Source organism: Aequorivita nionensis, assembly GCF_046352995.1.
In the GTDB taxonomy this organism is placed as follows: Bacteria; Bacteroidota; Bacteroidia; order Flavobacteriales; family Flavobacteriaceae; genus Aequorivita; species Aequorivita nionensis.
The window spans coordinates 2,269,966-2,293,063 of record NZ_CP130281.1 but is presented as its reverse complement, the minus strand read 5'-3'; the positions used below and the strand labels follow the sequence as shown (position 1 = coordinate 2,293,063).

Below are 23,098 nucleotides of genomic sequence, written 5' to 3'. Positions count from 1 at the left end.
TTGAAAAAGTTACAATATTTTTTCAAGTTTGAAAAAAATTTTATTCAATGAATTTTTATACTATATTTTTAGTATCTTTTTGAAAAATAAATGATTATGAAATGCCCATTAACAAATTGAAACTAAGCGAAGATGAATAATTTGGGCATTACTCACAATAAGAAAATTAAAACTTAGGAGTTCGTGAACCTTCGGTTTCCATCTTCCGCTTTATCAAATATTTTATACAGATGAAATTAAAATTTTCACTTCTTCTTTTCTTGATGCTTTTCGTTTTCTGTGGTCAGAAAAACGAGAAAGACGTTGCTTTGCAAACCGAAACTCCATCATATAAAATTGAAAAAGTAGTCCAAAACCTCTCCAATCCTTGGGGAATGACTTGGCTGCCCGATGGTAGTATGTTGATTACTGAAAAGGATGGGCGATTAATTCATTTCAAAAACGGTGAAAAGACCGAAATAGCAAACGTGCCGAAAGTTTACAATAGCGGTCAAGGCGGGCTGATGGATATTGAATTGCATCCAAACTATGCAGAAAATGGTTGGATTTATATAACCTATGCTTCCGAAGAAGGTTCTGGGAAAGGTGGGCACACTGCTTTGATGCGTTGCAAACTGGAAGGCAATTCGCTTACAAATATTGAAACCCTTTACAAGGCAGCGCCCAACACTACGGCCGGACAACATTTCGGGTCGCGGATTGAGTTTGATAATGATGGCTTCCTGTATTTCTCCATTGGCGAACGTGGCGAACGCGATGTAAATCCGCAGGATATAACTCGTGATGGCGGAAAAATTTACAGATTGAATGATGATGGAAGTATTCCAAATGATAATCCTTTTTATAACGAACCCAATGCCAAAAAAGCGATTTACACCTATGGAAACCGCAATCCACAGGGAATGGCAAAGCATCCCGAAACTGGAAAAATTTGGATGCACGAGCACGGCCCAAAAGGTGGCGATGAAATAAATATTGTAAAAAAAGGTGCAAATTACGGCTGGCCCGCTGTAACCTACGGCGTCAATTACAGTGGAACAAAAATTACCGATGAAACCTCAAAACCCGGAATTGAACCGCCCATTTATTATTGGGTTCCCTCAATCGCTCCCTGCGGGATGGCTTTTGTTACGGGCGAGAAATATCCACAGTGGAAAGGGAAACTTTTGGTAGGCTCTTTAAAATTTGCCTATGTGGAATTGCTTACATTGGATGGGGAAAAAGTAATAAATCGTGAAAAAATAGCACAGGATATCGGGCGGGTTCGAAACGTGAAAATTGGTCCAGATGGATTGATTTATATTGCCGTTGAGGGACAGGGAGTTTTTAGATTGATTCCTGAATAGTTTTAGCCGCGAATTCACAAATATTTTTAAAGAATCATTCGTGAATTTGCGGCTAATTAAATTTTATTTTTTAGCGCCCTTTTTTCTTTTTCTCCAAAAATCAAAAGCAAACCAACCAATTACAGCAATTACGAAATACATCAGGTAAGAAACCGGCTTCCCGCTGCCGCCTACGGTAGTGAAAAGTCTGTCCCAACGCACTTTTTTGTTTACGCCGTCCCAACTCATCCAAACGAATACTGGCTTACCCACAACGTGGTTAAAAGGCACAAAGCCCCACGTACGGGCATCCTCACTGTTGTTACGGTTGTCGCCCATCATCCAATAATAATCCATTTTGAAGGTGTAATCTGTAAGTGGCTGCCCGTTCAATAAAACTTCGGTGCCGGATTGGGTTATTTTATTATCAATTCCTAGTTCGCTTCCTTCGTAAACTTCAATTACGCGCTTGTACAATGGCAATGTTTCTGGTGTAATTGAAACTGTGGCGCCTTTCTTTGGAATATATAAGGGACCGAAGAAATCATTGTTCCAAGGATAGTTGTGATTGTTTGGAAAAATACCTTCATCCCATAACCCTTTTTCACTATGAAGTCGCGTGATTTCAACCACATTTGGATTGTTTTTAAGCATTTTCAAAGACTCGTCCGAAATGGCTGCAAAGCGATATGTATTATTTCCGTATCCATAACGGTCAGTAATATTATAACGATTATAAAGCATCTCAGGATTTAGTTGTCCATTTACTTTCACTTCATAAGAAAACTGGATTCTTGCTCGATCTGGCAAATCGTTCTTTTTTCCATTGATGAAAACATAGCCATCGCGCACTTCCAAAGAATCGCCAGGCAAAGCTACACAACGCTTAACGTAATTTGATTTTTTGTCTATGGGCTTGTAATAATATTTTCCATCACCATATTGCTGAAAGGCATTTACGGTATCCACAGGCCAGTTGAAAACTACAATGTCATTGTGTTTTATGTCTTGAAAACCGGGAAGTCGGAAATATGGAATCTGAGGTTCAGTAAGATAAGATTTTGAATGGACCACTGGAATGGTATCGTGAACCATAGGAAAAGCAATAGGCGTCATAGGTGCACGCGCACCGTAATGGAACTTACTCACAAAAAGAAAATCGCCTACCAAAAGTGTTTTTTCCAAAGAAGAAGTGGGGATGGTAAACGGCTGCATAATATAGGTATGCACAATGGTCGCAGCGACCACAGCAAACAAAATAGAACTCACCCACTCCCCTGTTGAAGTGCGGGGTTTTAAACTTCTATCCTTTATGTGGGTTACGTTTTGGGTGTAGTTAATGTAATAGATGTAAAGACCCAAGGTCAAAATTCCCAGAATGGTATCTGTCGTGGAATTTCTACCAAAACTGCGCAATGTTTCCACCCAAACCACTGGAAACATAATCAAATTTACGATTGGCACAAACAGTAAAATTGTCCACCACCACGGACGGTTTATGATTTTCATCAATACTACTGCGTTGTAAACCGGCACGGCTGCTTCCCAAGACTTTCTGCCTGCAGCTTGATAAAGCTTCCAAGTTCCAGCAAAATGGATCAACTGAACTATTAAAAAAAATATAAACCAACCTGTCCAACTCATAATTTGTGAATTTGTGAATTTGTGAATTCGGAATTATTTTACTCTTTAATTCCCAAAACTTCCTTCATTGTAAAAATACCTTTTTTATTCTTTAAATATTCAGCAGCCAAAATGGCTCCCAATGCAAACCCTTCTCGGCTGTGTGCTTCGTGTTTCAGAGAAATGGTATCTATTGAAGATTCATAAGAAACTATATGTGTCCCTTTAACATCTTCTTCTCTTTTTGCAATGATATTCAAATTGTTTTCTTCGGAAGTATTCAACTTCCAATTCTTTTTATCGTTGTGTTTCAGAATTTCTTCAGCAATGGTTATTGCTGTGCCGCTCGGCGCATCTTTCTTCTCAAGATGATGGATTTCCTCAACCGAAACATTGTATTCTTTCCAGGGTGCCATCAACTTTGCGGCGTATTCATTAATACTAAAAAAAAGGTTCACACCCACGCTGAAGTTTGACGCATAAATGAAACTTCCGTTACGTTTTTCACATAAGTTTACCATTTCATCATATTTCTCCAACCAACCAGTTGTACCACAAACTATGGGTATTCCTGCTTCCAATGCTTTTGAAATGTTTTTAACTGCGGACTCTGGAGATGAAAATTCAATAGCTGCATCTGCTTCATCAAAAAAACCTTTTTCAAAATCACTCGCGCTTTTATAAACCACTGAATGACCTTTTTCCAAAGCTAATTTTTCAATGGTCTTGCCCATTTTTCCATAACCGAGAAGTGCTATTTTCATAATTGGTGGGTGATGGGTGACGGATGACGGTTTACGGAAGTATAAGAAACGCATACGGAAAGTTGCATACACTCTTGTTTCATATTTCTTTGTTCTTTCATCTTTATTCTACTTAAACCGATAGGTCAACGACATTCCGTACTGTGGTTTCGCGTTAAATTGATTGTAATCAAAATTGGGTTGTAGCGAAAGGTCTTCACTTACTTCATATTGTCTCAAATGTGCATCCACGTTGGCATCTACCACATTTAGCAAATAGAAAGCTACTGTAACAATAATGCTAATGCTTTTGTTTTTTTGGGCAGATTTCTGGGCGTTTATCAAACGGTCGTCCGAAATTCCTTGAAACTCATCATCGTCATAGCCTGCAAGTCTTCTTTTGTAAGCATTTCTGAAACGGTCATAATCATCATCCTGCTGTTTATAAAAATAAATTCCGGCAGCCATTCCAGCATATATGATTGGTATTTTCCAGTATTTTTTGTTGTACACCTGCCCCAGTCCAGGAACAACTGCGGAATAAAAAGCAGCCTTTGCTGGAGCCAACGGATTGTATTCTTCCTTTGGTAAAATTGAATCGTTCACAACGATTACCCTTTCTTCTTTTTTAACTTTTAAAGAATCGGAAGTCTGCGCAAACAGAGATGTGGCGAAGATTAAAAAGAAAATATTTAGGAAATTATTTTTCACTTTTTATTAGCTTCAAAATACGCTCGAAGTCTTCTTTATTTTTAAAAGGAACAACCAACTGCCCTTTTCCCGATTTTGAAACCTTTACCTCAACAGATGTCTCGAAAAGATCAGTCAATTCTTTCTTTGCTTTTTTGGCGAAAGGTGGCGCACTGGCCTTTTGTGCTGAAGCTCTTTCGTTTGGATTTTTAAAATTTCGAACCAAAGCTTCCGTATCGCGAACGGAAAGGTTTTGACTTAAAATCTTTTCGTAAATATCAAGTTGATCGCTTAAATCGTCCACATTTATCAACGCGCGGCCGTGGCCCATACTGATGAAACCGTCGCGCATTCCAGTTTGAATGATTGGATCCAATTTCAGCAACCGCAAATAGTTTGCAATGGTAGAACGATTCTTCCCTACCCTGTCACTCAATTCTTCTTGGGTAACGTTAATCTCTTCAATCAAACGTTGGTATGAAAGTGCAATTTCAATCGGGTCTAAATCTTGCCTTTGGATGTTTTCAACCAAAGCCATTTCCAAGGATTCCTGGTCATTCGCAATACGAATATAAGCTGGAATGGTTTCCAAACCTACCAATTTTGAAGCGCGGAAACGACGTTCGCCACTCACCAATTGGTATTTGTTGAAATCCATTTTACGAACGGTAATTGGCTGAATTACGCCTAATTCCTTGATAGAAGAGGCCAACTCACGAAGCGATTCTTCGTTAAAACTGGTTCGCGGTTGAAACGGATTTACTTCAATACTGCCTAAATCAAGTTCAACAATACTGCCCACCACCTTGTCGGCATTTTTGTCTGCAACAGATTTTATATCGTTGGACGGGTCTTTCAACAATGCTGAAAGTCCGCGGCCCAAGGCTTGTTTTTTGGTCGCTTTCGCCATTTATTCTTTTTCGTTTTTCTTGATTAATTCGTGCGCCAAACTTAAATAATTATCTGCTCCTTTGCTAGCGGCATCATAACTGATAATGCTTTCACCATAACTGGGCGCTTCACTTAAACGTACATTGCGCTGAATGATTGTTTCAAAAACCATTTCATCAAAGTGCTTTCTAACTTCATCTACCACTTGGTTTGAAAGACGCAGACGTTGATCATACATTGTGAGCAATAGCCCTTCAATATCAAGGTTTTCGTTGTGTATTTTTTGAACACTTTTTATGGTATTAAGAAGTTTTCCAAGTCCTTCCAAAGCAAAATACTCACACTGAATTGGAATTAATACCGAATCAGCTGCTGTTAATGCATTTAAAGTCAATAACCCCAATGATGGGGCGCAATCTATAAGAATATAATCGTAATCTTCTTTTAAGCCTTCGATTGCCTTTTTAAGCATATATTCACGATTCTCAACATCTACCAATTCAATTTCAATAGCTACCAAATCTATGTGTGACGGAATTAAATCTAAATTGGGAGAATTCGTGGAAACGATGGCTTGTTTTGCCGTGGCGCTGTGCTCGAGCAATTGATAGGTTCCCATTTCAACTGTTTCAACATCAATGCCCAATCCAGAAGTGGCATTTGCCTGTGGATCTGCATCTATGAGTAAAACCTTTTTCTCCAAAACGCCCAGTGAGGCCGCTAAATTTACCGAGGTTGTGGTTTTGCCCACACCTCCTTTTTGGTTTGCAATTGCAATAATTTTACCCATTAATTTGCTTGAAATTTTAGCAGTTAAAAGTACAATTAATTCTGTGGATAGAAAATCATTTTTGTTAACAGGAAGTAAACAATGACCCTGCAGGGAAATTCTAAATTTTGAAACCCAAATTCCAAATAAAATTCAATGTTCAATGTTCAATGTTCAATGTTCAAAAAAACAAAATTCAAAGTAATCCATACTGTTCTTCATTGAAAATTTTCAAAACCTGTTTTTCGATTTTGATTTCTGGAATTTATTTGGAATTTGGTGCTTGGGTTTTGTTATTTAGATTTTTTCTCTCGTATCATCGCTTCTAGCATGTCCCACATTTGCTGTGGAACTTCTTCTAGCAAGTTCATTTGTCCAGCGCCTTTTAGCCATTCTCCACCGTCAATAACCACTACTTCGCCGTTAATGTATGCTGAAAAATCTGAAACTAGATATGCGGCAAGATTTGCCAATTCTTGGTGTTCGCCAACTCGTTTTACGGGAACTTTTTTTGCGGGATCGAATTTTTCCTTTAAATCGCCCGGAAGCAATCTATCCCAAGCTCCTTTTGTTGGGAACGGTCCAGGAGCAATAGCGTTAAAACGGATGCCGTATTTTGCCCATTCAACCGCCAAAGAGCGCGTCATTGCCAAAACACCTGCTTTTGCTGTGGCACTGGGCACAACATAAGCAGAGCCAGTGAAGGCATAGGTTGTAACAATGTTCAAAATGGTTTTATTGGTTTCTTTTTTCTCAATCCAATGTTTTCCAAATGCAAGCGTACAGTTTTTTGTTCCTTTTAAAACAATGTCAATTATTGTGTCAAAAGCGTTTGCGGAAAGTCTTTCCGTTGGTGAAATGAAGTTTCCTGCGGCATTGTTCAAAAGAACATCAACTTTCCCAAATTCTTTTACCGAAGCTTCTACCATTGCTTCAACTTCTTCGTAATTTCGAACATCGCATTGTACCGGTAAAACTTTTCCGCCGGTTGCAGCTTCAAGTTCCTCTTTTACAGTTTGCAGTTTTTCTATGTTGCGGGAAGTGATTACGACATTGGCTCCCAATTCCAAAAAGTAGGTTGTCATTGCTTTTCCCAAGCCGCTTCCGCCGCCGGTAACTACTATTGTTTTTCCTTTTAACGCCTCGTCGCGAAGCATTTTTGCTGTGTGATCCATGAATTTTTTTGTTTGCTTGTAAAGATAAGCAGTAATATTAGGAATGAATAATTAGTTGGAAAGATTTAATGGTCAAGAACCATTTCGGTTTAATTGCGAAAAATAAACCCGAAAGTTAATAAACCCATAAAATATGACTATTGATGGGTTAAAGGTTGTGAAACTACACGGTTTTCCCAATTACAACCAATATATTTAGAATATGGAAAAAATATTAGTAGCAGGTGCTAATGGCACCACGGGAAAAAAGATAATTTCAATTTTAAAAGACTCCAATAAATACGAACCCATTGCAATGGTTCGGAAGGAAGTGCAGATTTCACAATTTAAGAATGACGGAGTGGAAACCATTTTGGCAGATTTGGAAAATGATGTAAGTAAAACCACCAACGGTATAGACAAGGTGATTTTTGCAGCCGGTTCTGGCGGAAAGAAGGTAAAGGAAGTAGATCAGGAAGGTGCCAAAAAATTGATGGATGCCGCTAAGTCAAAAGGTGTTAAAAAGTTTGTCATGCTAAGTTCCATGGGCGCTGATAATCCTGAGGAAGCTGATGAAATTCAAGAATATTTGAAAGCAAAACACAATGCCGATGAGTACTTAAAGCAATTAGGAATTGAATATAGTATTGTTCGTCCGGGGTCACTCAATAACGAAAATGGAAAAGGAAAAATTGAACTGGACAACAAACTGAACAAGCGCGGAGAAATACCACGTAGAGACGTAGCAGAAACACTCGTTGGCGCGTTAGATGATGCTGTTGCAAGAAACAAAACTTTTGAAATTTTGGAAGGCGATGTTTATATAAAAGCTGCGCTGGAAAAAATTTAATAATTCTATTATGAATAGTAAAAAAGCATCTGTTGAAAGGTGATTTTTTTTATGGTCTATTGCGATTTCCAAAGCAATTTTTGGGCTGTACCGTGATCACCCAATTGATAAACGCTTAGTGATGCAGCTTTAAACTGAATTGGTTTAAAAACATTTTCCGCCAAACTGTCCAATAGTTTAGTCTGCGCTACGCCAAGACTAATATGCGGATCATAATTTTCATAACTGTGTTTATCTATAAACTCTGGAACATAAGTCACCGTAGATTCACTGATTGGGCTGCCGTCCGGATTTTGTATGAAGGAAATTTGCGAGCCTTTTTTTACGGTATAAGGCTTTATGAGTTCGATGATTTTTTCGTGAAGTCTCATTAAAAAATTGCTCTTTTCAACAGCAATCATTGCGAAGCTTTCTTCTTTGTCTTCGTAATAAAAAAGACTTTCCGCCTTTAGGGAATCGTTTTTAATTTTTTTAAAAAGCCCTTCAAATATATTATCTACTTCTAATGCGTTAGTAACATTCGTCAAATCTTCCTCTTTTATGAAACACTGCAGAAGCGTGATATGCGGCACATGGTTTTCATCAAGCTTTATGGTTTCGGGATTGTTTTGATTTATAAGCGCATTCAGTTGAAGGGATTGCGCATACATTTCTTCCGAAGGAATTAAAAGCACATCTATCGCGATTATATTTTGCTTTTTTGGAGCACACGAAAAAATGCACAAACAAACGCCAATAGCAATTACAAATTTTTTCATCCGTAAAAATCTTTACTCTACAATCATTTTAATGGTTTGGGTTGAAAAACCGTTGTCCAATTTCAATAAATAAATTCCATTGGAAAGATTGTGGTTCCAAGTTAATTCCTTACTTGGGCTTGCCCATGTTTTTTGCATCAGTCTTTGACCGGTTATGCTGAAAACCGTGGTCGTTAAATTTTGTGTTGAAGTATTGCTTGGAATTACAAGATTGATGGTTTTTTGAACTGGGTTTTGAGCTAAAATAAATTGATTTGAAAACTGATTTTCACCCACAGAAAGTACTCCATCCCTAATTTCATCCAAAGCGAATTGAGCACTTTCAGCCGTTACGGTAACGTGTGGTTCGTTATCGTTTGGAATGTAAAAATTGACAAAAGGTGAATCATTCAAATTTGGTGTTGCAAACCAATCTGGATTGTCTATCGCCAAAGAACTCATAGTTGGAATGAAAGAATATAAGTCCTGCTGAAGTGCATTTATGAAATCAATAAGCACTTGGTTGCCACCGCCATCGCCAAGCGCATCGCTTATACTTCCTGTTCCGCCCGGCGCGCTGTCCACGCCTGCTGTATTGTTTGGCGATTGTGCGGTTGTTTGATATGTATTTATAGGAAAACCAAAAAAGTTTACGGTAACATCAGTAACCGTATTAGTCTGACTTGCAGCTGGGGTGAATTTTAACGCTACATCTACATCAGTCACTGCGTCAATTTCTAGGTTGGTATCGACAATAGTTATTCCGGGGTTGCCTGTTGTGGTTCCGTTTCCGGAGCCGTTTATCATGGTTACGTTTCTAACATTTGTAGGGAAACCTAAAGCATCCAACTCTGCCTGAAATTCATTTCTAAAACCTGGCGCGCCCAAAGGCAATACTTTTGTTGGGTCTTGCTCATACGTTGAACCTGCCAAAAGATGACCCAGTAAATGATCCACGAGCATTTCCTTAGCCGCTGGGGAATTTAATAATTGGTCAACAACTTGTTGTGCGGTGGCATCGCCAACTTGGTCTGCAAAATAGTTTATTAAATATTGAACGCTTATGGGAATATTGGCTCCGCGGTGTGGCGCATCAAAGGAAATGTAAAGACGCGTTTCGGAATCCAAACTGTTATCTTCCATATATGACAGGGCGTAGCGGGCAATGAGGCCGCCCATACTAGGGCCTAACACTACAAGTTCGTTATCGCCAACTTTATCCGCGTTTAATTGCTGAATCATTGCTATCAAAACCATTGCGTTCCGCTGAATATAATCGCCGCCGCCGTCTATATCCTTTCCGCCCGTATTGTAAAGTGGAGCGTTGAGAATTACGATATCAAAACCTTCGTCGCGAAGAATGTCTGCCATGTTTTGCCCATCAAAACTTAAGCTTGCATAAAGACCTGGAATATCTCTGGAATCGCCCGGATCAAAACCATCTAGGACTATAATTGGTTTATCCAGCACGCCATCTACATTGTCTAAATAGATTTCATATTCGCCTTGGCCGAAATAGGGTTGGGTTTCGTCATAACCTTGATATGGTATGTTTGCGGTGATTGTTTCAACCGCCTTGCTTTCGGGATAAATTGCGTTTTCAGGGATATTTTGGAAACGTATTTGGGCGAAAGTGAATTGGGTGGTGGAGAGTAATAACAGTATGTAAAACTTTTTCATTGGACGTTCTTTTTGTTTTGCTTTGGAAAGGTAGTGAAAATTTGGTTCTCGGTTTTGGGTTCTCTGTTCTCAGTTGTGGGTTCTCTGTTCTCAGTTGTGGGTTGACAGTTATCGGCTTTTTGCGGAGTTTTCTCACTTGAGTGCGGAGTTTGCTTTCTCGTGTGATTAGTTTTCTTCTTCGTGTGCAGAGTTTTCTTCTTCGTGTGCAGAGTTTTCTTCTTCGTGTGCGGAGTTTTCTTCTTCGTGTGCAGAGTTTTCTTCTTCGTGTGCGGAGTTTTCTTCTTCTTGTGCGGAGTTTTCTTCTTCTTGTGCGGAGTTTTCTTTCTCGTGTGATTAGTTTTCTTCTTCGTGTGCGGAGTTTTCTTTGTGGTGTGCTTAGTTTTCTTTCTCTGGTGTGGTGTTTTCTCCCTCGGGTGTAATGTTTTCTTTGTAAGATATTACGCTTTTTACTTGTTTAAGTCTTTGCCTTTTAGGGAAAGGTTTGGTTTCCATTTAACTTGGATGCGTTTTGTGTAGCGTACTTTTTTTTTGGGGATAAACTAATTGGGGAGTTGGCTTAGGGAGTTTTAGCCTCTTTTAATGGTTCTGAATGGTATGTGATTGACTTGGGTGAACTCTACACTTTTTGAACCGTATAGTGCTTTTACATATTTTTTTTCCAATTCGGCGGTTTTTACTATTCCGGTTTCGGGGTTGTAGAGTACTTGGTCGCGCTGGTTTCGGACGTTTGAAATTAGCGCCCACTCGTTTGCTACGTTGTCATTGGCCTCTATCATTGCGGTGTGCATTTCTTGCAGGGTACTTGTTTGTAGTGCTGCTTCGTTGGGTGCGTATTCTACTTGGGATTGCAAGAGGGAAATGAGGGCTGCCCAGTGTTCTATGGTTTGTGCATAGGATTGTTGACTGGCGCTAATGGTTGCGGGCGGTTGGTTGTCTGGGGGCAATTGTTCTGTGATGGTTTTTGCGCGTTTGCCCTGTATTTTTCGGTTTATGGTTTTTGCATCCTTAATAACGTCTGCTGATGCGCCAGAGGTTTCTAAAACGTTTATTACGCGGGTTGCCAAGGGTTTTGATGGGGCGAAAACTTCCATCCGTAAATTTACGGTGTTGTTGTAGCTTGTTACTTGGTTTGTTACGCTTTGAAGTGCGTTTAGTCCTGCCGTGTGCTGTGCGGTGAGCTGTGGGATCTTGAGGGCGTCCAACATGGGGTTGTAAGTGGCGCCATAGGTGGTTACAAACTGGATTAGTTCGTAAAAGTTGTCCACGTTTATTGCGTGGCCTGTTTCATACTGTTTTGCCATGATTTTTATGGTTTAAGTTATTACTATCTTAAAGTTATAGAATTATGTTTTGTAAGAAAATACGTGTTTACACTTATTTTGTTATAGTGTTTAAATTTTAACTTGAACACGATTCAAAAAGCTTTCATTTGTGAAATAAATGGGCCAATAGTCGAAATAATTACTACGGGAACTTCACAGTATTCAATATTTTATATATTTAGTAAATGAAATATCTATTATACATATTCCTATTCATTTGCTTTAATGGATATGCTCAATTTGGACCACAGCGAATTATTTCTACGGAAGCAGATGGCTCGCGAATTATTTGTGCCGCAGACGTGGATGGAGATAACTATATAGACATACTTTCAGCGAACAATTTCGGTAACAACCTTACTTGGTATAAAAATTTAGATGGTTTAGGAAATTTTGGTTCTCAAAATATTTTGGCCTCTTTAGACACAATTCATGTTCATGCTTCGGACTTGGACGGAGACGGAGATATGGATGTTCTGGCAGTTTCCTATTTTATTGACATGGTAGTTTGGTATGAAAATCTGGACGGTCTGGGAAACTTTAGTACCCAGAAAGTAATTTCTAACACGGCAGACGGCGCTTATAGAGTAATAGCTGCAGATCTTGATGGCGATAGTGATATGGACGTTATATCAGGCTCTGACAATACTGGAATCGCTTGGTATGAAAATATAGATGGCAATGGAAACTTTGGCCTTGCAAGAGTTATCAATGCTTTCGCCCCCAATGCCCGCTCTATTGCAACTGCTGATATTGATGGTGATGGTGATATGGATGTAGTTGCTTCAACATCGGGAACAGTTACAGTTTCTTGGTATGAAAATTTAGATGGACTGGGTAATTTTGGGCCGCAAAAGATAATCACTACCAATGGTCTATCGGTAGAGCCAATTTTCACAATAGATATTGATGGCGATGGTGATATTGATGTAATTGCAGCAACGGGAGGCGCCGATAAAGTAGCTTGGTATGAAAATTTGGACGGTCTTGGCAATTTTGGGCCTGAAAATATAATAATTGATGACTTGCTAAATGCACATGCAATTTATTCCTCAGATTTAGATAATGATGGAGACAATGACTTGTTAGCAACGGGTGGAGGAGCTTTTGACGGTGAAGTGGTTTGGTTTGAGAATTTAGATGGACAAGGCTCTTTTGGAGCAAAAAATATTATAAGTACCGAAGTTCAATTTTCCCGTTCCGTAATAGCGGCAGATATAGACAATGACGGGGATATGGACGTGATTGCCTCATCTCAAAACGACGATAAAATAGCTTGGTATGAAAATTATACTATTTTATCGGTAGAAGAAAATCAAATAAACTCTTTAACGGTCTATCCAAACCCTACTAAAGGATTAATTTATATAAACCCAAAAACTAAAACCATTATTAGTATAGGTGTCTTTGATATACTGGGTAAAAAAGTACTTCAATTAGAAGGAAACATCCAGCAAGTAGATATTTCAACACTTCAAAGTGGCATGTATTTTTTGAGGATAGCGACCAATGCTGGTTCTTTTGTGCGAAAAATTATAAAGGAATAATTTCCGATTACTATTTTCAAAACTTCATAAACCACCGCATCAACTTTAGCCGAAACGGCGTATGCGGGTAATAACGGATGGAGGGATCGAGCCAGGTAGGTTTATCCATCACACTTTTATAATGTGTAAAAGTTTTAAAACCTGCTTCACCATGGTAATTGCCAATACCGCTGTGGCCAACGCCGCCAAAGGGCAGGTTTGAATTGCTGATGTGCATCACGGTTTCATTAATGGCACCGCCACCAAAGGAGATTTCCTTTAAAATTTTCTTCTTTATTGAAGCGCTTTTTGTAAACAGATAGCAAGATAAGGGTTTGGGAAGGCTGTTTACTTTTGCTATGGCTTCTTCTATAGTTTCGTAGGTGAGAACGGGAAGGATTGGGCCGAAAATTTCTTCTTGCATCACGGCATCTTCCATCGTTACATTTTGCATTATTGTAGGCTGTATGTAGCGGGATTCTAAGTTTTTTTCACCACCGAAATAAATTTTTTCTTGGATTAGCATTTTGGTGAGACGCTCAAAATTATCGTTGTTTATGATTTGGAGGTAATTATCGTTTTCAAAAGCAAAATGCTGATTTATGATTTCCTTCTTTGTCTGTTCCAGAAATTTTTGTTCGATGCTTTTATGAACCAAAACATAATCAGGTGCAATGCAAGTTTGTCCTGCATTTAAAAATTTTCCCCAAACCAATCGCTTCACCGAAACTTTTAGGTTGCAACTTTCAGTAACAATTGCAGGACTTTTACCACCTAACTCTAAAGTTACGGGCGTGAGATTTTCTGCGGCGGCCTTATAAACTATCTTGCCCACTTTGGTGCTACCGGTAAAAAATATTTTGTCGAATTTCTGTTTTAAAAGTTCTTGGGTCTCTTCTACTCCACCTTCAACTACCGTGAAAAATTCTGGATCAAAATTCTCCTTTACAATTTTCGCCATTGCGGCTGCTGTGTTTGAAGGCAACTCGCTGGGTTTTAATATTACAGTGTTTCCAGCAGCTATGGCTGCGATAACTGGGGCGAAGGAAAGTTGGTAGGGATAGTTCCATGCGCCAATGACCAAACAGACGCCCAAAGGTTCTGGAATGATGTAACTGGAAGCGGGAAAATTTAGGATACCTGTAGAAACCGGCTTTATGCGCGACCACTTTAAAATATTGCTTCGGGCTTCTTTGATGTCTTTATACAGCAAGGAAAGCTCTGTGGTGTAATTATCAAACTCAGACTTTTTGAAGTCTTTGTAAATGGCTTCGTGCAGAAGTGGTTCGTTTTCTTCTAATGCTGTTTGAAGTTTTTTTAGTTGCGCTTTTCTAAAGTGAAGGTTTTTAGTGGCGTGGGTGTTGAAAAAAGCCCGTTGTTTCTTGACTATTTGTTCCATGGAATCAATTTTCACTAAAAATACTTTTAATGAAATTGAATGTTGTTAAAAAAAGGAGAAATGTTGTTACTTATCCCTATTCAGAATCTTGTATTCTTCGTAACAACCGCTGATGGCATCGAGAATTTGAAGATCATTGGCGGTGCGGATAAAGTCTTTGGAAAAGCTGCATTTATTTAATATTTCATCAATATCTGCACGCTCTAGTTGGAGCACGGCCATTAATGTTTCTCGATCATATTTACTTTGTAGCAGGTTTCGAATTTCATCGTCTTCCTTCATTTGGCGGAGCTTTTTCATCTGCCTCGGACGTTTTCCGAAGACATTATAAAGGAAGTCGGCAGGATTAAATATGGAACTTAACACTTTACTTACGGCTCCCGGCTGATTGCTTCCGCCTTCATAGCCTGTGTTCAAACCTGAAATCCGGTAACGGTAATTGTCATACACAGGAATCAGTTTTGCATCAATTTCAACATAACCTGTTAGCTGAACAGGTTTAATTACTACTTCTTCCAAAGCGATGCCCAATTCGGTCATTTTCACTTTTATATCGCCAAACCGAAGCCAGTCATTGGTAACGCGAACACGGAGGGATTTAAAACCTAAATATGAAAAATAAAGGGTGTCATTTACCGCTGCCTTAATTGCAAACTCTCCCTTTTCATTGGTAGTTGTGCCAATTACTTGGTTAAGGTTCACGATGTTTACGTTTTCCAAAAGTTTGTCGTCTGCATCATTCATCACAGTTCCTTTAATGATGTTATTTTCTTGGGCAAAGGAGTTTGCTGCGATAAAAACAAGGGCTATAAGTAGGATATATTTTTTCATACAGGATTTTAATATACGGAAAAATTTCACTGAGGCGAAACGTTCCTTTCTTTTTCAATTTTAGATTTCAATACTTCTTTAACCCCTCCAAACCATTCGTCTTTTAAAATACTTAAAACAATGCTGTCCCGTCTTCCTTTGGGCGCCGCGCAGTTGTTCCGCAATATTCCTTCTACGGTGCAACCTATGCTTTTCATCGCGGCAATGCTTCTTTCGTTATTTGCATCAGCTCTAAATTCTACGCGATCTACACCTATGTTTTCAAAGGCAAATTCAAGCATCAGCATTTTGCACTGTTTGTTTAGTCCGGTCCCCTGAAATTCCTTGCCGTACCAAGTGTAGCCCAATTGAACGGTGTTGTGGTTTTTCTGAAAATCGTAAAAACGGGTACTGCCCGCAATTTGCTGGGTGCGCTTGTCGAAAACAACAAAGGGGTATGCCGTTTCTTCTTTTCTTCCGCGCAAAGCGAAGTCTATGTAAACTTTTAAATTCTCCAAGCCATCGGCTGGTTGTAGGGAATATTTCCAAAGTTCTGGCTGTTGTTCCGAGAAATGCAAGAGTTTATCAATATCGTGATGGTGCAAGGGATTGAGCCGCACTGTGTCGTTTTCCAATATATGTTCCTGCAGAAAGTTGAAGGTTTGCATAGGCATTAAAAAATCACGGGCCTCTTTACAAAAGGCCCGTAAATATACTTATATAGACGTTAAAGTGATACTAAAGTTTAATCTTTTGAAAACGAAATCGAAATCGAAATCGAAATCGAGGGAATAGAATATTTTAATTAGACTTTTAAATACTAAACTTATCAACTTCTCAACCCATTAATCTTTTCTTCGGCGTCTGCCACCAGTACCTTTTGTCTCTGGGCGTTCACTGCCTCTGCGGCTTTTGCCTTTGAAAGCTGGTTTGTCGCTACTGCTAGAACCACCACTGCGTTTTTTAAAACTTCCTTTGCGTTCGCCACGGTCTCCACGGTTTCCACCTCTATCTCCACGGTCGTTTCTGTCGCCTCTTCTTTTGCCACGGTCACGTCCACCGCCACCGCCGCCACTTCTTCCTTTGCTGCGGCCTGTGTCTTTGGAAATTTCGATATTGATTTGTCTTCCGTCAAGTTTAAAATCCTTGAAAATGCCCATCACCAATTCTTGGTGCGTAGTATCGGTATTGAAGAAAGAAAAACTGTCTTTTACGTCAACTTTATAAACATCATCTTTTCCAAGTTGCAACAAATCGCGAAGAAAATCCTTCAGACTCATCCAATCGAAATCGTCTTTATTTCCAATGTTAATAAAGTAACGTGTGCTGTCTTTTGCTTCTTCGTCAGAAAAATTGCGTTCCCCGCCAATGTTGAGATCTTTACTGTTTTTGTAGTAATTCAAGAAACGTGTAAATTCAACCGAGAATACTTTTTTGATTAATTCCTCTTTCGAAAAATCTGCCAATACCTCGTTTATATTCGGAAGATAAGCATCTATTTCGTGGTTTATTTTGGTGTCTTTAATATTGTTTGCCAAGTGGAACATTTGCACTTCACAGATTTCCATTCCCGAAGGAATTTCCTTTGAAATAAATTTCTTTTGAATCATCTTTTCAATAGTGTGAATTTTTCGCACTTCACTTTTTGAAACGATAACCATTGAAATCCCAGTTTTTCCTGCACGACCTGTACGGCCGCTTCGGTGGGTGTAGGTTTCAATTTCGTCTGGCAATTGGTAGTTTATTACGTGGGTAATATCGTCCACATCAATTCCACGAGCGGCAACATCAGTTGCAACAAGCATTTGTATTTGGCGCGCACGGAAGGATTTCATAACCAAATCTCTCTGATTTTGACTTAAATCTCCGTGAAGCGCTGCTGCGTTGTAACCGTCTTCGATTAACTGTTCCGCAACTTTTTGGGTATCGCGTTTTGTTCTACAGAAAACTACAGAAAAGATTTCTGGGTTTGCATCAGCTAAACGCTTCAACGCATTGTAACGATCACGTGCGTTTACTAAATAATATTCGTGTGAAACTTGGTCTGAACCTACGTTTTTTGTTCCCACAGTGATTTCAACTGGGGTATGCATAAACTTTTTAGCGATGGTAGAAACTTCTTTCGGCATCGTTGCACTAAAAAGCCAAGTGCTTTTCTCTTTTGGCGAGTGTGAAAGGATTTCGGTAATGTCTTCATAAAAGCCCATGTTGAGCATTTCATCGGCTTCATCAAGCACGCAATATTCAATTTTTGAAATATCAATCAAGCCACGACCGATCATATCTTTCATACGGCCTGGCGTTGCAACAATAATCTGAGAACCTTTTTTAATCTGTCGTGCTTGGTCTGTAATACTCGCACCACCATAAACTGCGGTCACGTTTAGCCCGGGCATATACTTGCCGTAAGCAATCATTTCGTTTGTGATTTGAAGGCAAAGTTCGCGCGTTGGCGAAAGAATAAGACCTTGCGTTGTACGACTCTTAACGTCAATTTTTTGCAACATTGGGAAACCAAATGCTGCGGTTTTACCAGTTCCTGTCTGTGCTAAGGAAACCATGTCGGTTTCGCGCTCTAAAAGAATTGGGATTGCTTTTTCTTGTACTTCCGAAGGGGTTTCAAAACCCATGTCGGCGATGGCTTTTAGAAGATTTTCTTCCAAGCCGAGTGCTTTAAATGCTGTCATTTTATGTAATAAAGTTTTTATATGTGTGCTAATGGGAAGCTACTGGACATATAAAAAACGGACAGCTTCACTCTAACACTCCTCACCCTGAGGATTTTTCTTGAAAACCAAAGGTTATTTACAATTGATTTTTCAAGGGCGCAAAAGTAACTTAAAGTTTTCAGTATTCAGTTACAGTTGGCAGTTTTTTTTGATATACTGAAAACTGGCACTACATACTGCAACTTATTTAGAAAGATAATCAATCAATTGGCGCATTGCTTTTCCGCGGTGGCCAATTTCACTTTTTTGCTGAAGTGTCATTTCCGCAAAAGTTTTGTTAAAGCCATTTGGTTGGAAAATTGGGTCGTAGCCAAAGCCTGAGTCGCCGCGGAGTTCATTAATTATTTCACCCTCGCAAATTCCGAGAAACATAATTTCTTCGTGTTCCATATTTAGCGCAATTGCTGTTTTGAAACGTGCACTCCTATCTTCTTTTTCTTTAAGATTTTTTAGCAATTTTTGAATATTTGCATTTGAATCGTGCGAAACTCCAGCATATCGGGCGCTGTAAACGCCAGGTTCGTTGTTTAAGGATTTAACTTCCAAACCAGTGTCGTCAGCAAAGCAATCTAAGTTATAATTATCGCGAACGTAGTTTGCTTTTAAAATTGCGTTGCCCTCAATGGTGTCTGCAGTTTCTTCAATGTCTTCATTGCAGCCGATATCGTCTAGACTAAGTAATTCAATGTGATGCGGGAGCATTGCTTTTACTTCTGTGAATTTATTTTTGTTGTGGGTGGCGAAGACGAGTTTCATTTTGATTTACGATTTACGATTTACGATTTTTGAATATTGAACTTTTTATTTGGAATTTGGAATTTGAGATTTGGAATTTTCAAGATAATACCTCTCAATAATCTCATCCGAAGCTTTAATCGTTTTCTTTAACCACTGCATTTCAATCTCAAGTTTTTCTGTTTCGGAAAGTTGCCAAGCTACATCACTCTGTTTCATTTTTGAAACCACACTTTGCAAAATAATCGCTGCGGAAACTGAAATATTCAAACTCTCCGTAAACCCGTACATTGGAATTTTCAAAAAACCATCAGCCGAATTCATAACTACATCACTCAAACCATCGCTCTCTTTTCCGAAGAAAAAAGCACTTTTTTTTGATGCATCAAACTCGTGTAGCATTGTGGAATTATCGTGTGGAGTAGTCGCAATTATTTGATAGCCTGAGTTTTTCAAAGTTGAAATACAATCTTTTATGGAACTATACCTTTTAAAATCAACCCATTTTTGTGCGCCCATCGCAATTTCCTTGTCTATTCGCTTGCTCACCTTCTCCTCCACCACATGCAAATCCTGAATACCAAAAACATCGCAAGTTCGCATAACTGCGCTTGTATTGTGAAGTTGGTAAACGTCTTCGGTAACAACTGTGAAATGCCGCGTACGTTCAGAAAGTACTTTTTGAAAGAGGTTTTTTCTACGTTCTGTTAGATAGCCTTGAAGATATTTTAATAATGCTGAATCCAAAGAAAATAATTAATTTTAAGCGAAGATAACTATTAGTAATCAGTTGGCAGTGGCAGTTGGCACTGTAAAATTTAATTTCTCTAAATGAAAATAGCAGTATTGACAGGCGCTGGAGTAAGCGCGGAAAGCGGAATAAAAACTTTTAGGGACAGCGATGGTCTTTGGGAAGGCCACGATGTGATGGAAGTTGCCTCGCCCGAAGGTTTTCAACGCAATCCTGCTGTGGTATTGGATTTTTACAACCAACGCCGAAGACAACTTTTAGCGGTTCAGCCTAATGCCGCACACATAGCTTTGGCAGAACTTGAAAAAAAACATGAGCTTACAATCATCACCCAAAACGTTGACGATCTGCACGAACGCGCGGGAAGCACTAATGTTATCCACCTTCACGGAGAACTTTTAAAAGTGAGAAGCACTTTTGATGAAGACTTGGTTTTGGACTGGAAAAAGGATTTAAATTTAGGTGATTTCTGCGAACACAACCATCAACTGCGCCCACATATTGTTTGGTTTGGCGAGATGGTTCCTATGATAGAAGTTGCAGTAGAAGTTGTAGAAAAAGCAGATGTAATTATAATTGTTGGAACTTCAATGCAAGTCTATCCCGCAGCGGGTTTGATTCAATATGCAAAGAGTGATGCACACATTTATTTTGTAGACCCCAAACCTTCCATTTCAGAAAACAAAAGAATAACTGTTTTTGCTGAAAACGCTTCAACAGGAATTCCAAAGGTTGTTGAACTTTTAAAGTAAAAAATTATGCTTCCCGAAGATTTAAAAGAAAAATTGATGGAGGTTGACAGCAGTAAAAAAAAGAGACAGGAGGCTGCTTCTTGGATTGTTAAAAAACCCCATTATGTGCGCGAAACCCTTCAGTGGGGTTTTACGGAAGAAAGCGACTTACTGGTAAATTCCGCTTGGGTGTTGGAAATTATTTGTGAATGGAAACCTCAACTTTTCTTTAAATATATGCATATCTTTTTTGAAAGATTGCCAAATATAAAAAATGATTCGGCACTACGCTCTTGCGCAAAAATTTGCGAAATGCTATGCTATGAACACTATATGCTTAAATACGTCTATTTTCGAAATATTTTGAGTGAGGATGAACGCAAAATAATGACCGAGTGCTGTTTTGATTGGCTAATTACCGATCAAAAAGTTGCCTGTCAAGCCCCAGCAATGAGCGCTCTTTATTATTTGGGACAAGATAAAAAGCGGAATTGGGTTTATCCCGAATTACGGAATATACTCACTGAAAATGCACCAAATAAAAGTGCCGGCTACCAAGCAAGGGCGCGAAAAATATTGAAAAAGATTCCCCAAGGACAGTAGAATTTCTGTTAAAATAACTATAAGCAATATCGGCAAAGTGCAATATTTTTATAGCTTTATATAGTAACAAATCCATCCAAAAAATAAAAATCAATCCTATGAAAAATTATCTTTTAATTTTTACAGCCCTTACCTCTATTATAATTTCTTCATGTAAAAATGAAACCAAGAAAGAGGAAATTGAAATTATTGCCCCCGATGAAACTGATATTATGGAGAGTGATGTGAATTCCCCTGAAATAGGATGTTATCGTTACGCTTCCGAAAAAGACACGGTGTTGCTTCAAATGGAAAAAATGAACGAAGAAGTTGCAGGAACCTTGAGCTACAACTACTTTGAGAAAGACAAAAACGATGGAACTTTTGAAGGAAAAATGGTTGGCGACACCCTTTTTGCAGATTACACTTTTGGTTCTGAAGGAACAGTTTCTGTTCGCGAAATTATGTTTGTAAAAAAAGGAAATAATCTTATAGAAGGTTTTAGCGAAGTGGAAGAAGTAAATGGAAAGATGAAGTTTAAAAACAATTCAAAATTTACTCTTAATGATAAAATGCCTTTGGAAGAAATAAGATGTGATGAAAATTAATTAAACATCATATTTTGATGGCACAATCATTTTTTGATTGGGCTTTTTTTATGTCGCAAATTCCCCTTGATATTGACGTATTTACACCCTATTTCCTTTAATTAACACAGCTAAATTTGTAGAAAACAATAAAATAACTTTAGCAATGTATCAACTCAATTTTAGGGAAAATAAAATGTTGATGTATATTTCAGCAATATCCTTTCCGGATGACATTCTGAATGCCCACCAAGAATTGCACACATTGGTAACGGAAAAAAAAGGAAGGGATTATTTCGGAATCTCTTTCTCGGACAGTTCTGGAAAAATTCAATACAAAGCCGCTGTTACGCAAAATTATGATGGGGAAGCGGCTGCATTGGGGCTTAAAACCTATCTTTTAAAAAAAGGCATTTATAACTACATAACTGTTCCAAATTACAAAGACGATATTGTTGCAATAGAAAAAGCGTTCAAAATATTGCTTTTAAATCCGAAAATAGATCCAAATGGCGCTTGTGTGGAATGGTATTTTAATGATAACGATGTGAATTGCATGGTGCGGAATCAATAATTATTGAACAAATTGAAAATAATTTTAATTACCTAAAACTTAAAAAACTTAACTGACTTAATTTAAATTTAAAATTATGAAAAAAGACAAAATAATATTTTGGACCGCAACCATCCTCATATTTCTTTTTGAAGGAGTTATGCCTGCGTTTACTTCACAGACCGAACTTGCCAAGGAAGGTATTCGGCATTTGGGGTATCCGGAATACTTTGGGAATGCATTGGTTGTTTTTAAGGTGCTCGGTTCCTTAATTTTGATAATTCCACAGTTGCCAAAAAGAGTAAAAGAATGGGCTTATGCCGGTTTTGCATTCGACTTTATCTTTGCCAGCATCAGTCACACAGCGGTAGACGGATTTACATTTAACAGCATCTTCCCTTTGATTGTTTTCGCTGTTTTAATTGTTTCATATGTGTATTACCACAAAATTTATTCAAACAAAAAATCAATTTCAAAAGATATATAATTATGACAAAAGAATATTGGATCAACCTTCCCATTAAAGATTTGAAGCGATCTAAAAAGTTTTTTACTGAAATAGGTTTTTCTTTCAAAACCGAGCGTGAAACCGAAACCATGACAGCACTTGTAGTTGGCAAAGCAAGCATGCCGATTATGTTTTTTGAGGAAAAAATGTTTGAAAATGTAATACAGAACCCTATTTCTGACGCATCAAAAGTTACCGAATTAATGATTTCCTTTGATGCTGAAAGCAAAAAAGAAGTGGATGAAATGGCCGAAAAAGTAAAAAATGCTGGAGGAAATGTTTTCAGTGAACCTCAAGCAATACAGGGTTGGATGTATGGTTTTGCTTTTAGTGATTTGGATGGTCACCGTTGGAATATGCTTTTTATGGACATGGAAAAGATGCCAAAATAAAATCGAAATTC

The 23,098-nt window shown here is 38.5% G+C and carries 24 protein-coding genes; 9 read left to right on the top strand and 15 right to left on the bottom strand.

What is annotated here, in order from left to right; all coding sequences use genetic code 11:
* The first annotated feature begins 230 nt into the window (after positions 1–230).
* Positions 231–1,346: a PQQ-dependent sugar dehydrogenase gene (locus Q2U82_RS10435; RefSeq protein WP_410004816.1), complete on the top strand. Its 1,116-nt coding sequence runs from the start codon at positions 231–233 to the stop codon at positions 1,344–1,346.
* Between the two features lie 63 nt (positions 1,347–1,409).
* Here Q2U82_RS10435 and lepB read toward each other — a convergent pair whose 3' ends face one another.
* The 6 genes from lepB to Q2U82_RS10405 all read right to left on the bottom strand — a co-directional run bounded on the left by lepB (position 1,410) and on the right by Q2U82_RS10405 (position 7,216).
* Positions 1,410–2,969 carry a signal peptidase I gene (lepB, locus tag Q2U82_RS10430; protein ID WP_410004815.1) on the bottom strand — a complete coding sequence of 520 codons (1,560 nt, stop codon included), beginning with the start codon at positions 2,967–2,969 and terminating at the stop codon, positions 1,410–1,412.
* Positions 2,970–3,007: 38 nt separating this feature from the next.
* The gene (gene dapB, locus Q2U82_RS10425) at positions 3,008–3,712 is read right to left on the bottom strand and encodes a 4-hydroxy-tetrahydrodipicolinate reductase (RefSeq protein ID WP_410004814.1); all 705 of its coding nucleotides are present in this window, start codon (positions 3,710–3,712) and stop codon (positions 3,008–3,010) included.
* A 108-nt stretch (positions 3,713–3,820) separates the two neighbouring features.
* On the bottom strand, positions 3,821–4,402 hold the full coding sequence (locus Q2U82_RS10420; RefSeq protein ID WP_410004813.1) for a DUF5683 domain-containing protein: 582 nt from the start codon (positions 4,400–4,402) through the stop codon (positions 3,821–3,823).
* On the bottom strand, positions 4,392–5,291 hold the full coding sequence (locus Q2U82_RS10415) for a ParB/RepB/Spo0J family partition protein (protein WP_410004812.1): 900 nt from the start codon (positions 5,289–5,291) through the stop codon (positions 4,392–4,394). The genes Q2U82_RS10420 and Q2U82_RS10415 overlap by 11 nt, the downstream gene beginning before the upstream one ends.
* The gene (locus tag Q2U82_RS10410; RefSeq protein WP_410004811.1) at positions 5,292–6,062 is read right to left on the bottom strand and encodes a ParA family protein; all 771 of its coding nucleotides are present in this window, start codon (positions 6,060–6,062) and stop codon (positions 5,292–5,294) included. It abuts the gene before it with no gap.
* Positions 6,063–6,334: 272 nt separating this feature from the next.
* Positions 6,335–7,216 carry an SDR family oxidoreductase gene (locus tag Q2U82_RS10405; protein ID WP_410004810.1) on the bottom strand — a complete coding sequence of 294 codons (882 nt, stop codon included), beginning with the start codon at positions 7,214–7,216 and terminating at the stop codon, positions 6,335–6,337.
* A gap of 202 nt (positions 7,217–7,418) precedes the next feature.
* Between Q2U82_RS10405 and Q2U82_RS10400 the strand changes: the two genes are divergently transcribed.
* Positions 7,419–8,045, top strand: coding sequence for an SDR family oxidoreductase (locus tag Q2U82_RS10400; RefSeq protein WP_410004809.1), 627 nt, complete (start codon positions 7,419–7,421; stop codon positions 8,043–8,045).
* A gap of 56 nt (positions 8,046–8,101) precedes the next feature.
* On the opposite strand, the gene Q2U82_RS10395 is transcribed toward Q2U82_RS10400, so the two are convergent.
* The 3 genes from Q2U82_RS10395 to Q2U82_RS10385 all read right to left on the bottom strand — a co-directional run bounded on the left by Q2U82_RS10395 (position 8,102) and on the right by Q2U82_RS10385 (position 11,763).
* Positions 8,102–8,803, bottom strand: a complete 702-nt coding sequence (locus Q2U82_RS10395; RefSeq protein ID WP_410004808.1) for a 2'-5' RNA ligase family protein — start codon at positions 8,801–8,803, stop codon at positions 8,102–8,104.
* A 12-nt stretch (positions 8,804–8,815) separates the two neighbouring features.
* Complete coding sequence (locus tag Q2U82_RS10390; protein WP_410004807.1) at positions 8,816–10,462, bottom strand: T9SS type A sorting domain-containing protein; 1,647 nt, start codon at positions 10,460–10,462, stop codon at positions 8,816–8,818.
* A gap of 566 nt (positions 10,463–11,028) precedes the next feature.
* Positions 11,029–11,763 carry a hypothetical protein gene (locus tag Q2U82_RS10385; RefSeq protein ID WP_410004806.1) on the bottom strand — a complete coding sequence of 245 codons (735 nt, stop codon included), beginning with the start codon at positions 11,761–11,763 and terminating at the stop codon, positions 11,029–11,031.
* Positions 11,764–11,969: 206 nt separating this feature from the next.
* Here Q2U82_RS10385 and Q2U82_RS10380 point away from each other — a divergent pair, with 206 nt between their 5' ends.
* Positions 11,970–13,331: a T9SS type A sorting domain-containing protein gene (locus tag Q2U82_RS10380; protein ID WP_410004805.1), complete on the top strand. Its 1,362-nt coding sequence runs from the start codon at positions 11,970–11,972 to the stop codon at positions 13,329–13,331.
* 16 nt (positions 13,332–13,347) lie between these two features.
* Here the strand turns inward: Q2U82_RS10380 and Q2U82_RS10375 are convergent, their stop codons facing one another.
* From Q2U82_RS10375 to Q2U82_RS10350, 6 genes are all read right to left on the bottom strand, one after another.
* Positions 13,348–14,709 (bottom strand): aldehyde dehydrogenase, encoded by a 1,362-nt coding sequence (locus tag Q2U82_RS10375; RefSeq protein WP_410004804.1) that lies wholly within the window; start codon positions 14,707–14,709, stop codon positions 13,348–13,350.
* Positions 14,710–14,775: 66 nt separating this feature from the next.
* Positions 14,776–15,540: a carboxypeptidase-like regulatory domain-containing protein gene (locus Q2U82_RS10370; RefSeq protein WP_410004803.1), complete on the bottom strand. Its 765-nt coding sequence runs from the start codon at positions 15,538–15,540 to the stop codon at positions 14,776–14,778.
* Between the two features lie 26 nt (positions 15,541–15,566).
* The gene (locus Q2U82_RS10365) at positions 15,567–16,187 is read right to left on the bottom strand and encodes a GNAT family N-acetyltransferase (RefSeq protein WP_068763010.1); all 621 of its coding nucleotides are present in this window, start codon (positions 16,185–16,187) and stop codon (positions 15,567–15,569) included.
* Positions 16,188–16,364: 177 nt separating this feature from the next.
* Positions 16,365–18,206 carry a DEAD/DEAH box helicase gene (locus Q2U82_RS10360; protein ID WP_410004802.1) on the bottom strand — a complete coding sequence of 614 codons (1,842 nt, stop codon included), beginning with the start codon at positions 18,204–18,206 and terminating at the stop codon, positions 16,365–16,367.
* Positions 18,207–18,431: 225 nt separating this feature from the next.
* The gene (locus tag Q2U82_RS10355) at positions 18,432–19,004 is read right to left on the bottom strand and encodes a non-canonical purine NTP diphosphatase (protein ID WP_410004801.1); all 573 of its coding nucleotides are present in this window, start codon (positions 19,002–19,004) and stop codon (positions 18,432–18,434) included.
* Positions 19,005–19,049: 45 nt separating this feature from the next.
* Positions 19,050–19,730 carry a TrmH family RNA methyltransferase gene (locus tag Q2U82_RS10350; RefSeq protein WP_410004800.1) on the bottom strand — a complete coding sequence of 227 codons (681 nt, stop codon included), beginning with the start codon at positions 19,728–19,730 and terminating at the stop codon, positions 19,050–19,052.
* An 84-nt stretch (positions 19,731–19,814) separates the two neighbouring features.
* Between Q2U82_RS10350 and Q2U82_RS10345 the strand changes: the two genes are divergently transcribed.
* From Q2U82_RS10345 to Q2U82_RS10320, 6 genes are all read left to right on the top strand, one after another.
* Positions 19,815–20,486, top strand: coding sequence for an SIR2 family NAD-dependent protein deacylase (locus Q2U82_RS10345; RefSeq protein ID WP_410004799.1), 672 nt, complete (start codon positions 19,815–19,817; stop codon positions 20,484–20,486).
* 6 nt (positions 20,487–20,492) lie between these two features.
* Positions 20,493–21,068, top strand: coding sequence for a hypothetical protein (locus Q2U82_RS10340; RefSeq protein WP_410004798.1), 576 nt, complete (start codon positions 20,493–20,495; stop codon positions 21,066–21,068).
* Between the two features lie 98 nt (positions 21,069–21,166).
* Positions 21,167–21,655 carry a hypothetical protein gene (locus tag Q2U82_RS10335; protein WP_410004797.1) on the top strand — a complete coding sequence of 163 codons (489 nt, stop codon included), beginning with the start codon at positions 21,167–21,169 and terminating at the stop codon, positions 21,653–21,655.
* A gap of 145 nt (positions 21,656–21,800) precedes the next feature.
* On the top strand, positions 21,801–22,208 hold the full coding sequence (locus Q2U82_RS10330) for a hypothetical protein (RefSeq protein WP_410004796.1): 408 nt from the start codon (positions 21,801–21,803) through the stop codon (positions 22,206–22,208).
* A 76-nt stretch (positions 22,209–22,284) separates the two neighbouring features.
* Positions 22,285–22,674 carry a DoxX family protein gene (locus Q2U82_RS10325; protein ID WP_410004795.1) on the top strand — a complete coding sequence of 130 codons (390 nt, stop codon included), beginning with the start codon at positions 22,285–22,287 and terminating at the stop codon, positions 22,672–22,674.
* Between the two features lie 2 nt (positions 22,675–22,676).
* Positions 22,677–23,087, top strand: a complete 411-nt coding sequence (locus tag Q2U82_RS10320; RefSeq protein WP_410004794.1) for a VOC family protein — start codon at positions 22,677–22,679, stop codon at positions 23,085–23,087.
* Positions 23,088–23,098: the final 11 nt, after the last annotated feature.